The organism is Qipengyuania sp. SS22, from assembly GCF_025736935.1.
In the GTDB taxonomy this organism is placed as follows: Bacteria; Pseudomonadota; Alphaproteobacteria; order Sphingomonadales; family Sphingomonadaceae; genus Qipengyuania.
This window is the reverse complement of the sequence record NZ_CP107048.1, coordinates 356664-369873: the sequence shown is the minus strand read 5'-3', so window position 1 is coordinate 369873 and position 13210 is coordinate 356664. Positions and strand designations below refer to the sequence as shown.

Genomic DNA, 13210 nt, shown 5'->3' with positions numbered 1-13210 from the left:
CCGCGGTTTGGCCGCGTATCAGGGCCTTACAACGGGCGGGTCACGAGGCGGTTCCTTCCTCCGGGACATCTTGCGTCGCGAGCACTTCGCCCAGCCAGATCCGCAGGTCTGCAACGCTTTGTTCGGGCGCTTCTTCCATCGGGATATGGCCGACACCCGGGTAGTTAGCGAGCGTCGCATTGGGCAGGTGGTCCATGTACCAGCGGGCCGCAGCATAGGGGATCAGGCTGTCTTCCTCGCCCCACATCACCAGCGTGGGAACTGTCACCGCCGCGATCTGCGCAGCGTCGAAATTCCTGCGCGGCGTTGCAAAGCGCTGGCGCGTCGCGGTGCGGTTGCCCGGATAGCGCGCGAGCTCCCAATAACGGTCGACCGCGTCCGGGGTCACCACCGCCTGGTTGGAGACGCTTTGCGACAGGCTGCGCTCGACCAGCGAACGCGGCAGCATCTGGCTCATCACATTGCCTACGCCGGGCATGGCGGCCAGCCGGAAGGCGAGATTGCCGCCGCCGTCGCGCTCGACCGGCGCGCCGGCGGCATCGACCAGTACCAGCCCGTCGAGGCGGTCCGGATTGGCGATCGCATATCCCATCGCGATGGCCCCACCCATCGAATTGCCCGCCAGCGTGAAGCGTTCGACATTGAGCGCATCGGCCACCGTGTCGATATCCTCCACGAAAGCTTCAAGCGTATAATCGGCGTCGGATGCGGGACCGGTCAGCCCGTGCCCGCGCTGGTCGAAACGGATCACGCGGTAGTCGCTCTTGAGCGCGTCGGCCCAGGTCTGCCAGGTGTGGAGATCGGCATTCGAGCCGTGCAGCAGGATGACGACCGGTGCATCGCGCGGGCCTTCGTCGCGGACGTGCACGCGGCGGGTCCCGTTGATCGCCAGCATTTGCGACGGCGGGGTGCCGTATTTCGCATACATTGCGTCGGCATCGGTATCGGGGACGCGCAGCACGAAGAATGCTGCAACCAGCACCAGCGCCAGCCCGCCCAGTATCCGCCAGAACCATTTCACGGCGCCATCTCCTCGATCCAGCGGCGCACGATGGTGAGCCCTTCTTCATCCACTGTCGCCTTGCCCAGTTCGGGCATCGCCACACCGGGTTCTGGGCTGGCCATGCGATAGATCAGGATCGACGCGTCGGGCGATCCGGGTACGATATCGAACAGATGACCACCCGCGCCGCGACCGGCGGCGACGGGGCGCTTGCCGATGCCCAGCGCGTCGGGCGATTGCTGTTCCCATCTCAGGTCGAGCCCGCTGTTCGACGCAGTCGCACCGGGCTGGTGGCAATGCGCGCAGTTCACGTCGAGATAGGCGCGCGCGGCAGACGTCAGCGGCGCGTTTTCGCGCTCCTCCCACAGCGGCAACTGGTCCGCATCCTGCGGCATCGTATCGAGATGCCCGTCCGCGACCATCCGGCTCAACCAGGCGTGCGACAGGTTGCGCGCCTTGGGGCCAATGGGGACCACTTCACCGCTCAGCCCGTGGCATTCCTTGCACTGGTTCTTGTTGGGGACGCGGTAGCTGATCGCCTGCCCCGCCGGGGTGGTCAGGTCGATCCGCGCGCCGACAACCGCGAGCCGGGCGTCGGTCTGTTCGTCATTCCACAGATAGGGCAGCGCCAGCCAGCCCTCGGCGCGGTGCAGCAAGACGCGGGTTTCGATCAACCGCCGTTCGCTCCCCTCGCCGAATGCGAAAGTCTTGATCAGCGCGGTCCCGACCGGCAGATCGAGCAGGCCCTCGCCCTGCGCGGTGAACTGCGTGCCCGCCGCCCGGTAGACAAACCGAAGTTTCTCCGCGCCATCGGAATAAAGCGGCGTGTTCAGGCGGTATGGATAGACATGCGGCACGGGTACCTGCGCGCCGGGGTCATCGAAGAACCCGTAATCCGACAGCAGGCGCGGCATGCCGTCGCCCATGATCGCGGCATCATTGACATATTCGGGCGGCGGCGGGGTCGCACGCGCGATCATGGCGCCCGAAAGCGCAAATGCCGCACACGCCAACCACCCGAATGACCTCATCCGCCAAGCCTTTCGTCGAGAGCAGCAGGCGCGCCGATGCCGCTACGGTCGAACTCGCCCACAGGCGCGGCGACGCTCAGCGGGCCGGGTTGCGCCGCGCCGAGCCCCTTGCCCGCTTCGGTCAGGTTGAGGTTCCAGCCCGCGGTCCCCTCGGCCGCCGACAGCGAGCCCAGACCATCCCACAGCACCGGCGGCAGCTCGCCGCCGAAGGCCGCCAGCAGCATGTCCGCGCCGTCGAGCTGCGGATCGTAACCGCCGCCGTCATAGCGGTTTTCGCCCACCACCACATCGCGCGGCAGCGGATTGTACCGCTCGTCCTCGAAACCCTGCGTATAGGCGATGACCATGATCGGCGCGGTCGGATTGCGCGACAGGATGTTGTCTTCGATCAGCACCTTGTCATTGGCCATCACCATGATTCCGGTGCCGCGCCGCACACCTGCGACGATATTGCCCGGGGGCGCGAAATTGGGCGTGTCGTTGGCGACGACCAGATTGTTCGCGACGATCACATTGCCCCCGCCCATCACGGGAAGATTGGGCAGGTCGAACACCAGGATCCCGCCGGTGTTGCGCGTGGCGACATTGTGTTCGACCAGCGCGTTGCGGCTGTTCTCGATCTCGATCCCGGCGACATTCGCCTCGGCGATCGAATTGCGCACGGTAATGTTGTGCGACTGGCCGACGTAAATGCCTGCATCCGATGCGCCGGTGACCTTGACCCCGTCGACCAGGACCCCGTCGCTTTCGACCGGATAGACGCCGTAGGCGCCGTTTTCGGCATGCGGTCCGCGCGTCCACGTCACACGAATACGGTAATAGACGATATCGTCCGCGCCCTTGGACTTCACCCCGTCGCCCTTGGGGTTCTCGAGCGCGAAATCGCGCAGGGTGACGCCATGGCTGGTCACCAGCAGGCCTTCGCCTGCCCCCTGCTGGGTCGTGAAGTCGAGCACGGTACCGTCCATCCCCGCGCCGCGCACGGTGACGCCGTCGACATCGAGACTGAGACCATCGGTCAGCGTATAGCGGCCTGCAGCCAGCACGATTTCGTCGCCCGGTTCGGCAAGGATCAGCGCTTCCTGCAAGGTTTCCTGCGCGCCTTCACCCGGCGCGACATTATGCGTGGCGGCAATGGCAGGTGCAGCGCTTGCAAGCAGCGCGGCGGCAATCGACAGTCTGATCATCATGAGTCTCTCCCTTGCAACCTATAGTGCCGCAAGGACGGGCGATTGCAAGCGTAGCGGACGCCTCAGCGTCCCGCGAAGGCACAGACGGCGGCAGAGCTTGCCGCGACCTCCAGCACCTCGCTGTCGCCCACGCGGCGAACGCGTTCGAGAAATTCGGCAATGCTCAACGGAATGTCCGCTTCGCCATCCTCGGCGCGCAGGTTTTCCAGCTTGCGCAATTGGGCAACCGAAAGCCGCTGCGCCATCCGCCCGGCCATGCATTCGGCCATCGGCTGCGGCAGCCCGCGCGCGACGAATTCATTCTCGAGCCGGTCCTCGACCGTGGCCTGCAGCTCGCCGCCGACAGTCGCCCACAGTACCACCCCGCCGACAACCAACAGCGCAAGAACGATCAGGATGCGTTTCATCTCAGTCGAGCGCTTTCACGATTTCCTCGACCATCTTCTTCGCATCGGACAGCAGCATCATCGTCTGGTCCATGTAGAAGACGTCATTGTCGACACCCGCATAGCCGACACCGCCCATGCTGCGCTTGATGAAGAACACCTGTTTGGCCTTGTCGACATCGAACACGGGCATGCCGTAGATCGGGCTGGATTTGTCGGTCTTGGCCGCGGGGTTCACCACATCGTTCGCGCCGATGATGAAGGCGACATCGGCCTGCGCGAACTCGCTGTTGATGTCCTCCAGCTCGAAGACCTTGTCGTAATCTACCGATGCTTCGGCGAGCAGCACGTTCATGTGCCCGGGCATGCGGCCCGCGACCGGATGGATGGCGAACTTCACCTCGACACCCTTTTCTTCGAGCAGGTCGGTCATCTCGCGCAGTGCATGTTGCGCCTGCGCCACCGCCATGCCGTAGCCGGGGATGATGATGACCTTCTCCGCCTGTTCGAGCATGAACGCCGCATCGGCCGCGCTACCGGTCTTGTAGGGGCGCTGCTCTTTCGCTTCGCCGCCACCGGCGCTGGCATCCGCGCCAAAGCCGCCCGCGATCACCGAGAGGAAGCTGCGGTTCATGGCGCGGCACATGATGTAGCTGAGGATCGCGCCCGAAGACCCGACCAACGCGCCGGTGATGATCATCGCGGTGTTGCCCAGCGTGAAGCCCATCGCCGCCGCGGCCCAGCCCGAATAGCTGTTCAGCATCGAGACCACGACCGGCATGTCCGCCCCGCCGATCGGGATGATCAGCAGGAAGCCGATCAGGAAGGCCAGCACGGTCAGCGCGATGATCAGCGGCATGGTCTCGGTGGGGCCGGCCATGGCGAAAAGCGCGGTCAGCACGATGATCGCCGCCAGCGTGCCGAGGTTGATGACGTGGCGCGCGGGCAGCAGGATCGGCGATCCGCTCATCCGCCCCGACAGCTTGGCAAAGGCGATGACCGAGCCGGAGAAGGTAATCGCACCGATGGCGATGCCGAGACCCATCTCGACCTTGGATACAGCGCCGATGCCGCCGCCCACCAGCAGGCCGAATGCGCCAGGATTGAGGTAGGCCGCCCAGCCGACCAATACCGCGGCGAGGCCGACGAGGCTGTGAAAGGCTGCAACCAGTTCAGGCATCGCAGTCATGGCGATGCGGCGGGCGATGGTGATGCCGATGATCGCGCCGATAGCGATAGCGATCAGGATTTCGCCCAGACTGGCGAAGTCGGGACCGACGTAGCTATTCGCCGCATCGCCGATTTTCTGTAGCACGTGCGTCACCAGCGTCGTCACTACCGCGATCAGCATGCCGATCATGCCGAAGCGGTTGCCCGTCCGGCTCGTCGCGGGCGACGACAGGCCGCGCAGAGCGAGGATGAAGAAGACGCCGGCCACGAGATAGGCGAGCGCGACCCACGGGTTCACCGCTTCACCGGTCGCGGCGTGTGCGGGGCTGGCCCACATCGTCATCCCAACGAAAGCTGGGATCGTTGTCCACTTGGACCGGAGCGTGCCGAAAGAGATCCCAGCTTTCGCTGGGATGACGGAGAAGAGCGAGCCCATCACTTCTTCTCCTTCTTCTTGTACATGGCGAGCATGCGCGCCGTCACCGCGAAGCCGCCGAAGATGTTCACGCTGGCGAGCACGATGCCGAGCAGCCCCAGCCACTTTGCCCCAGCCACCTCAGCAGCCGCGGCCGCAATCAGTGCGCCGACGATGATCACCGAGGAAATCGCGTTGGTCACCGCCATCAGCGGCGTGTGCAGCGCAGGCGTGACCGACCAGACCACGTAATAGCCGACGAAACACGCCAGCACGAAGATCGACAGGATCGAAATGAAGTCCATGTGCGGCCCCTCCCCGGGCCCGGATTACGCGGTGGTCAGTCTCTCGTTCACGACCTTGCCGCCCTGCGTCAGCCGCACGGCATCGCCGATTTCTGCGTCGAGGACGGGCTTGCCGGTCTCCTCGTCCCAAAAGGCGGACAGGAAGTTGTAGAGGTTGCGCGCGAACAGCGCCGAGGCGTCCGCCGCCAGATGCCCGGCGGTGTTCGAATAGCCGACGATTGTGACGCCGTGCTTCTCGACCACTTCGTCGGGCCTGGAGCCCTCGACATTGCCGCCTTGCGCGACTGCGAGATCGAAGAGCACGCTGCCCGGCTTCATGCTGGCGATCTGCGCATCCGAGATCAGCCGCGGTGCGGGCCGGCCCGGGATCAGCGCGGTGGTGATGACGATGTCCTGCTTGGCGATATGGCCAGATACCAGCTCTGCCTGCGCCTTCTGGTATTCTTCGGACATTTCGGTGGCATAGCCGCCCGAGCCTTCGCCTTCGATGCCCGCGACGTTCTCGACGAAGATGGGCTTGGCGCCAAGCGACTGGATCTGCTCCTTGGTCGCCGAGCGGACATCGGTGGCCGAGACCTGCGCGCCCAGCCGCTTGGCGGTGGCGATCGCCTGCAAGCCTGCAACGCCCACGCCCATCACGAACACCTTGGCCGCCTGTACCGTACCGGCAGCGGTCATCATCATCGGAAAGGCGCGGCCATATTCGTTCGCGGCCACTAGCACCGCCTTGTAACCGGCGAGGTTCGACTGGCTGGACAGCACGTCCATGCTCTGCGCGCGGGTGATGCGCGGCATGAATTCCATCGACAATGCTTCGAAGCCGCCCTTGGCATAGGCTGCGACCAGATCGCCATTGCGGAACGGGTCGAAGGTCGCTGCGACCCATGCGCCGGGCTTGGCCCCCGCGAGCGCCAGCACCTCGGGCGCCTGTACGCCGAGCACGATATCCGCCTCCGCGACCGCTTGCGGCCCGGTGAGCACCTGCGCCCCCGCGTCGCGATACGCCTCGTCGGTGATCGCGGCGGCCAGACCGGCACCTTCCTCGACCACGACAGTGGCGCCCAACGCGGCGAATTTCTTCGCCGTTTCGGGGGTCAGCGCGACCCGGTTCTCGCCCGGTGCGCGCTCTTTCAGCGCCGCGATGCGTAGCGCCATGCGTCTAGTCGGCAATCAGGATGACGACGACCAGCGTAAGGATGGCTATCAGCGGGACCGACCATTTGAGCGTGTCGATGAACGAGCCGTAGGTCTGGTTGTGCGCCTTGTGGTCGTTGGCGGATTCCATGTCGATGTGTCCCTGTGTGGAATTGAGATGTGAAACGGTGTTGCGGTGGGTCTATCGCGGCGGAGCCGGGTGCTCAAGCCCCGCAATCGCCGCCGTCATCGAAACAGGCTTAATCCGGTCTTTACCCGATTCGGTTAGGGCACTTTGCACAAGGGCGTGGTCTGCATGCCCGGGTCCAAGGGAGTCTGGCGAGCCACATGGCGACACAGCAATCACGCGTGTTGATGCTGATCGACGACGAACCGGCACAAAGCCGGTTGGTGTCCGCGCTTGCCGCGCGCGACGGCTGGCGCACGCTGACCGTTGCCGATGGCGAACAGGCGCTGGCGCTGCTCACCTCGCCCGAAGGCCGCGAAATCAAGGCTATCCTGCTCGACCAGTGGGTACCGGGCGACCGCGCCTGCGACCTGATCCGCGACTTGCGCGCCGCGCGGCCCGATGCCCCGCTGCTGATGCTCACCGCCAGCGCCTCGCCCCGGCTTGCTGTCGAGGCGATGCGCGCAGGCGCCACCGATTACGTCGTCAAACCGGTCGAATCCGACCGCCTGCTGCAGGCATTGTCCAGCGCCACGCGCGCCGGACGGCCCACCGCCGAACTCCAGCCGCTGGCCGAGAAGCTCCCCCACCCGGTGGACTTCGACGGCATGGTCGGCACGGCCGCCCCCTTCCGCACCGCGCTCGCCAAGGCGGCGACGGCCGCGCGCGGCCACGCGCATGTATTGGTCGAGGGCGAAAGCGGTTCGGGCAAGGACATGCTCACCAGCGCGATGCATGCCGCCAGCACCCGCGCCAAGGCGGCGATGCGCGCGGTCCATTGCGCAGGGATGCCGCCCGCCTCGCTCGAATCGCTCTTGTTCGGCCATGAACAAGGTGCGTTCGCCGGGGCATTCGACCGCCAGCGCGGCCTGATCGAACATTGCGACGGGGGCACGCTGATCCTCGACGATGTCGACCGCATCCCCGCCGAACAGCAGGACCGGCTGGCCGAAGTCCTCGCCACCGGGATCGTCCGCCCGACCGGCGCCGCGCACGGCTTTCGCGTCGATCTGCGCATCTTCGCCACCAGCGATTTCGCGCTGGCCGACCTTGCCGCAACAGGCGCGTTTTCGCAGGCCCTGTTCGACCAGCTTTCCGCCACCCGCATCCGTATGCCCGCGCTGCGCGAACGGTTGGGCGACATTCCCGGGCTGACGCGCTATTTCCTCGCCAAGATCGGCGAGCAGCCGGGGCTCCAGCATCATTCGATCGCCGACAGCGGACTGAGCCTGCTCGAAGCCTATGACTGGCCGGGCAATGTCCGCCAGTTGCAGGCAGTGCTGTTCCGCGCCTGTGTGTTCGAACAGCGCGAGGCGCTCACCGCGCACAGCTTCCCGCAGCTGGCCGAACTGCTCGGCGACCAGGCCGATCGCGGTGAGAGCCGTGCGCGCGGCCTTGGCGTGCTGCTTTATACCGATGACGGCAATGTCCGCCCGCTGGAAGAGATCGAGGCCGATATCATCCGCCTCGCCATCGGCCATTACCGCGGGCGCATGACCGAAGTCGCGCGCCGGCTCGGCATCGGCCGCTCGACGCTCTACCGCAAGCTCAGCGAACTCGGCATCGACAACGCCGCGTAAGCTTGCCATAGATTGGCCACACGAACGGGAGTATTTCAGGTGAACAAGAGCCACCGCTAAGCGGATCATTGCTCGATCGGGCCAGCCAGCGCCCGGAATCCAACCTGAAATTCCCGAGGTAAACTCATGCAAAAACTGAACGACACGCTGTGCGTGGTAACCGGCGGTGCACGCGGCATCGGCAGGGCGATATGCGCTGCTTTCCTGGCCGAAGGCGCCGCTGTGGTGCTCACCGATATCGACGAGGACGAAGGTAGGAAAGTCGCCGCCGAGCTGGGCTGCAGCTTCCACCCGCTCGATGTCGCCAGCGAGACCGATTGGGACGCGCTGGAGCGGGCCTTCCCCGCGATCGACGTATTGGTCAACAACGCCGGGATCACCGGGTTCGAGGACGGCCCCGCGCCGCACGATCCCGAGAACGCCAGCCTGGCCGAATGGCACCGCGTCCACCGCGTCAACACCGATGGCTGCTTCCTCGGTTGCCGCTATGCCCTGCGCGCCATGAAGGCCAAGGGGACCGGTTCGATCATCAACATGTCCTCGCGCTCGGGCCTCGTCGGCATTCCCGGCGCGGCGGCCTATGCCGCAAGCAAGGCGGCGATGCGCAACCATACCAAGTCGGTCGCGCTTTATGCCGCGCAGAACGGCTGGGCGATCCGCTGCAATTCGGTCCACCCCGCCGCGATCCTGACCGACATCTGGGAGCCGATGCTGGGCGACGGGCCCGACCGCGACGCGAAGATGGCCGCGCTGGTCGCGGATACCCCGCTCAAGCGCTTCGGCACGGTGGAGGAGGTCGCCGCGGCCTGCGTGTATCTCGCCAGCGCCGACAGCGCTTACATGACCGGCTCGGAACTCACGCTAGACGGCGGGCTGCTGGCAGGCAGCGCCGCTTCGCCCGGAAGCTAGGCAGGCAGTTAGGCCAGCAGCTAAGCGGGCAGGTCCCCGAAATCGGTCAGTGCCGCATCGCGCAAACCGCGCCAGACGTTGCGTGCCTGGACGGTTTCGGGGACATCGTGGACGCGCAGGATCTGGACGCCTGCACGCATCCCCTCAAGCGCCAGCGCCACGCTGCCGCCCAGCCGCTGTTCGACGGGGGCCTCCTTCGACAGCGCGCCGATCATCCGCTTGCGGCTCGCCCCCAGCAGCAATGGATGGCCCAGCGCATGGAACAGCGGCAGCGCGTTAATCAACGCGAGATTGTCCGCCAGGCTCTTGCCGAAGCCGATGCCCGGATCGAGCAGGATGTTGCGCGCCTCGAGCCCTGCTTCCAGCGCGGCATCGCGGCGCGCGCGCAGCGCTTCGAACACGGCGAAGACCGCATTGTCGTATTGCGCACCCGCATGCAGGTCGTCGCCCGCTGCCCCCGGCGCATGCATCAGCACCACCGGGCAGCCGGCGCGTGCGACCACTTCGGCGCTGCGCGGATCATGCGCGAGGCCCGATACGTCATTGACCAGATGCGCGCCCGCCGCCAGCGCGGCTTCCATCACCCCCGCCTTGCGCGTGTCGACGCTGACTGCGGCACCCATCCCGGCGCAGGCTTCGATCGCGGGAACGACGCGCTTGATCTCGTCGCCTTCCCATAGCGGCTTGGCACCCGGGCGCGTGCTTTCGCCGCCCACGTCGATGATCGCTGCCCCGGCTTCGACCATGGCCGCGGCGTGGTCACGGCCTGCCTCGGCATCGTCGAGGAAGCGCCCGCCGTCGCTGAAGCTGTCGGGGGTGACGTTGAGGATGCCCATCACCTGCGGCTGGTCGAGCGGCACGGTGCGTGCGCCCAGCTCAAGCACGGGATGCGCCAGTGTGAGGTTCGCCCACTGCGCTTCGCCCTCTGCGCCAAGCTCGTCGGGCAGGCGGCCGAGCGCCTCGGCCATGGTGTCGGGGGCGGCGAGCCAGCGCTCGACTACTTCGCCATCTCGCCGCAGGATCACCGCAAAGCGGCTCGCATAGACCATGGTGCCCGCCATCCGGATGGCATTGCCATGCTCGGCCTGCGGCCCCGGAACGAACCCGATCGGGCGGATGTAGACCTGACCGCTCATTGTTGGACTTCCCCAGGGCAAGCACCGCGACATGGACCGGGTGTTACACGGTCCAATGCGAAAAAAGCCGCGGAGGAGTTTTGGGGCGCAAGGCGGAACGGGGTGTAAGCTGAAAGGCGCTGGATCATGCGCAAGGTGGTAGCGGGTTGGAAAGGAGTAGGACAGACGTCACGCCGCAATTTGTCGTCGCCCCGGACTTGATCCGGGGTCCCGCTCCGTTTCCCAGCTTCGACCAAAAAGCAAGAAAGCGGGACCCCGGCTCGTAGGCCGGGGCGACGATCAATTGATCGGTCTGCCTTGACCTCCCGGCGCATCTTCATTCAACCCTTTCATATGGATAGCGGAACACTCGGCGGCTGGGTCTACATAATGACCGACCGCTACCGCGGCACGCTGTATGTCGGGGTCACCTCCGACATTGCTGCCCGCGTCGTCCAGCACCGTGACGGCAACGGGTCGGACTTCTGCAAGCGTTACGGTCTTGACCGGCTCGTGTGGGCGGAGCGTCTTGATACCATCGACGAAGCCATAACCTTCGAGAAGCGCCTCAAGCGGTGGCGAAGCCAATGGAAATTCGAGTTGATCGAAAAGACCAATCCCGAATGGAAGGACCTTTTCGAAACGCTGGTCTGATGCGCCGGATGATCCATTGCTCACCAACCGCCGTCATCCCGGCCCCCGAGCCGGGATCCCGCTCCCTTCAGCCATCGCGCTCGACGGCAAGAACGCGGGACCCCGGAGCAAGTCCGGAGCGACGAACAGCGGGATTGTTTGCCTACGAGCAGCCGGCCCTTCTCGATCTACCCAGACGGGCAGTTCGATCATGCCGACCAGCTGCTTGCCGGCCCTGGCCAGAACTTTCTCAGTCCTCCACCGCCAGCAGGTACAGCTGCCGCGCGGCGTCGATCGGTTTGACCTCGCCGCCCTGTTCGAAGTGCCAGAAGGTCCAGCCGTTGCAGCTTGGCGCGCCTTGCAGGTCCTTGCCGAGGCCGTGGATGCTGCCGGTCTGTTTCTCATGCGCGAGCGACCCGTCGGCGCGGACGGTGGCGGTCCAGCGGCGTTTCTTGTCGAACACCTTGGTGCCTGGCTTGATGAAGCCGTTTTCGACCAGCGCGCCGAAGGCCACCTTGGGCGCGCTGCGGCCCGCCTGCATCGTGGTGAGCGCGCTTTCGTCGAGCGGGAGTTCCTTCTCGATCCGCTTCATCGCCGCATCGCGGTAATTGCCCTCGCGCTCGCAGCCGATCCAATCGCGCCCCAGCCGCTTGGCCACCGCGCCGGTGGTGCCGGTGCCGAAGAAAGGATCGAGCACCACATCGCCGCGCTCGGTGGTGGAGAGCAGCACGCGGTAGAGCAGGCTTTCGGGCTTCTGCGTCGGGTGGACCTTGTGCCCGCCCTCCTTCAGCCGCTCCGCCCCGTTGCAGATGGGCAGCACCCAGTCGCTGCGCATCTGCAATTCGTCGTTGAGCGTCTTCATCGCGCGGTAGTTGAACTGGTACTTGGCCTTCTCGCCCTGGCTGCACCACAGCAGCGTCTCATGCGCATTGGTGAAGCGCGTGCCGCGGAAATTGGGCATCGGGTTGGACTTGCGCCAGACGATGTCGTTGAGGATCCAGAAGCCGAGATCCTGCAGGATCGCGCCGACGCGGTAGATGTTGTGATAGCTGCCGATCACCCACAGCCCGCCGTCGGGCTTGAGTACGCGCTTGGCCTCGGTCAGCCAGTCGCGGGTGAAGGTGTCGTAGAGCGCAAAGCTGTCGAACTGGTCCCAGTGATCGGTCACCGCATCGACATGGCTGCCGTCGGGCCGGTTGAGGTCGCCGCCAAGCTGGAGGTTGTAGGGCGGATCGGCGAAGACGAGATCGACGCTGGCAGTGGGGAGCGAGCGCATGGCTTCCACGCAGTCGCCATCGAGAATGCGCCCGAGCGGCAGCAGTTCGCGCGGCGTTTCGGCCGGTTTTACAGCCGCTTTCGCGCGACTCTTCGTGGTCTCGATGACCCCCATCATATGCTTCCCTGTCCTGAGTTATCCACAGGGTGAGTCCAAACCGAGTCGCGGTCAAGCACCAATATTCCGGGCGCCGGGAGGTGCGCCCAAATGCGCAGAGAGAACAGAAGGTGTCCGCTACAACATGTTGAGTCCCCGGCGAATCTGCGGACTCAAGATGCTGCGGTGTGGCCGCGAAGACTCTATCGTACTGCCTTCGCAGCATTCCTTAGGTGATCGGCCCGGCCTGTGGTACAAGCACTGCTGCTACCGGTCGCGAACGACGGGTTTGGGGGTCCCCTGGCAAAGGGCACCCGCCTCCTTTCCGCCTTCTAGCTACAGCCCCCGCCACTCGGGCCGGGTTGTTGTGCTATCCGAAAGGAGCCTGCCATGAAACTTGCCGACCGCCTGTCGAACCTGTTCCGCGCCTCGCGTCGCAAGCAGGACCCCGCGCCCGCCAACGATGCCTTGCCGTGGGTCGGCAGCGACCCGGAAATCGACCGCCAGATTGCCGAATGGCATGCGCTGATCGAACGCGGTGACCCCGCGGCCGGAGCCACCGGCACCGACCAGCCGCGCAAATAAGCGTTTGGTATCGGGAGGCACGCGTGCTAGTGCGGAGGTGCTGACGTCGAATTATGCGACGGACTTCGGGTTTTGACGACCGCCGCTTGCTTTCAGTAGCCCCGGCGCAAACCAGACGACGACTTCCTTTCATTGGACGATTTTAAGCACGACCGCTCCACATGTTGTGGCGCGGCAACCTCTCGCGTTCTCGAA

14 protein-coding genes are annotated in these 13210 nt (G+C 65.5%); 4 read left to right on the top strand and 10 right to left on the bottom strand.

The annotated features are described in order from the left end of the window. Positions 1-40: 40 nt before the first annotated feature. The 8 genes from N6L26_RS01775 to N6L26_RS01740 all read right to left on the bottom strand — a co-directional run bounded on the left by N6L26_RS01775 (position 41) and on the right by N6L26_RS01740 (position 6785). The gene (locus N6L26_RS01775; protein ID WP_263606340.1) at positions 41-1021 is read right to left on the bottom strand and encodes an alpha/beta fold hydrolase; all 981 of its coding nucleotides are present in this window, start codon (positions 1019-1021) and stop codon (positions 41-43) included. Continuing rightward, positions 1018-1983, bottom strand: a complete 966-nt coding sequence (locus N6L26_RS01770; protein ID WP_263606339.1) for an SO2930 family diheme c-type cytochrome — start codon at positions 1981-1983, stop codon at positions 1018-1020. The genes N6L26_RS01775 and N6L26_RS01770 overlap by 4 nt, the downstream gene beginning before the upstream one ends. 47 nt (positions 1984-2030) lie before the next feature. Beyond that, positions 2031-3221, bottom strand: coding sequence for a parallel beta-helix domain-containing protein (locus tag N6L26_RS01765; protein ID WP_263607232.1), 1191 nt, complete (start codon positions 3219-3221; stop codon positions 2031-2033). Between the two features lie 65 nt (positions 3222-3286). Beyond that, the gene (locus N6L26_RS01760; RefSeq protein WP_263606338.1) at positions 3287-3631 is read right to left on the bottom strand and encodes a hypothetical protein; all 345 of its coding nucleotides are present in this window, start codon (positions 3629-3631) and stop codon (positions 3287-3289) included. 1 nt (position 3632) lies between these two features. Then, positions 3633-5117: an NAD(P)(+) transhydrogenase (Re/Si-specific) subunit beta gene (locus tag N6L26_RS01755; RefSeq protein ID WP_263606337.1), complete on the bottom strand. Its 1485-nt coding sequence runs from the start codon at positions 5115-5117 to the stop codon at positions 3633-3635. Positions 5118-5215: 98 nt separating this feature from the next. Next, positions 5216-5500 carry an NAD(P) transhydrogenase subunit alpha gene (locus tag N6L26_RS01750; protein WP_221571005.1) on the bottom strand — a complete coding sequence of 95 codons (285 nt, stop codon included), beginning with the start codon at positions 5498-5500 and terminating at the stop codon, positions 5216-5218. A gap of 24 nt (positions 5501-5524) precedes the next feature. Next, a complete protein-coding gene (locus N6L26_RS01745; protein WP_263606336.1) occupies positions 5525-6655 on the bottom strand; it encodes an NAD(P) transhydrogenase subunit alpha in 1131 nt (376 codons plus the stop codon). 4 nt (positions 6656-6659) lie between these two features. Continuing rightward, complete coding sequence (locus tag N6L26_RS01740; RefSeq protein ID WP_263606335.1) at positions 6660-6785, bottom strand: aa3-type cytochrome c oxidase subunit IV; 126 nt, start codon at positions 6783-6785, stop codon at positions 6660-6662. 197 nt (positions 6786-6982) lie between these two features. Between N6L26_RS01740 and N6L26_RS01735 the strand changes: the two genes are divergently transcribed. Both N6L26_RS01735 and N6L26_RS01730 read left to right on the top strand, forming a co-directional pair. Further along, the gene (locus N6L26_RS01735; RefSeq protein WP_263606334.1) at positions 6983-8401 is read left to right on the top strand and encodes a sigma-54-dependent transcriptional regulator; all 1419 of its coding nucleotides are present in this window, start codon (positions 6983-6985) and stop codon (positions 8399-8401) included. A gap of 126 nt (positions 8402-8527) precedes the next feature. Further along, positions 8528-9310 (top strand): SDR family NAD(P)-dependent oxidoreductase, encoded by a 783-nt coding sequence (locus N6L26_RS01730; protein ID WP_263606333.1) that lies wholly within the window; start codon positions 8528-8530, stop codon positions 9308-9310. Positions 9311-9330: 20 nt separating this feature from the next. Here the strand turns inward: N6L26_RS01730 and folP are convergent, their stop codons facing one another. Further along, positions 9331-10446: a dihydropteroate synthase gene (gene folP, locus N6L26_RS01725; RefSeq protein ID WP_263606332.1), complete on the bottom strand. Its 1116-nt coding sequence runs from the start codon at positions 10444-10446 to the stop codon at positions 9331-9333. Positions 10447-10779: 333 nt separating this feature from the next. Here folP and N6L26_RS01720 point away from each other — a divergent pair, with 333 nt between their 5' ends. After that, a complete protein-coding gene (locus tag N6L26_RS01720; protein ID WP_263606331.1) occupies positions 10780-11079 on the top strand; it encodes a GIY-YIG nuclease family protein in 300 nt (99 codons plus the stop codon). Positions 11080-11308: 229 nt separating this feature from the next. Here N6L26_RS01720 and N6L26_RS01715 read toward each other — a convergent pair whose 3' ends face one another. Further along, positions 11309-12448 carry a site-specific DNA-methyltransferase gene (locus tag N6L26_RS01715; RefSeq protein WP_318173623.1) on the bottom strand — a complete coding sequence of 380 codons (1140 nt, stop codon included), beginning with the start codon at positions 12446-12448 and terminating at the stop codon, positions 11309-11311. A gap of 372 nt (positions 12449-12820) precedes the next feature. On the opposite strand from N6L26_RS01715, the gene N6L26_RS01710 reads away from it, so the two are divergent. After that, the gene (locus N6L26_RS01710; protein ID WP_263606330.1) at positions 12821-13015 is read left to right on the top strand and encodes a hypothetical protein; all 195 of its coding nucleotides are present in this window, start codon (positions 12821-12823) and stop codon (positions 13013-13015) included. Positions 13016-13210: the final 195 nt, after the last annotated feature.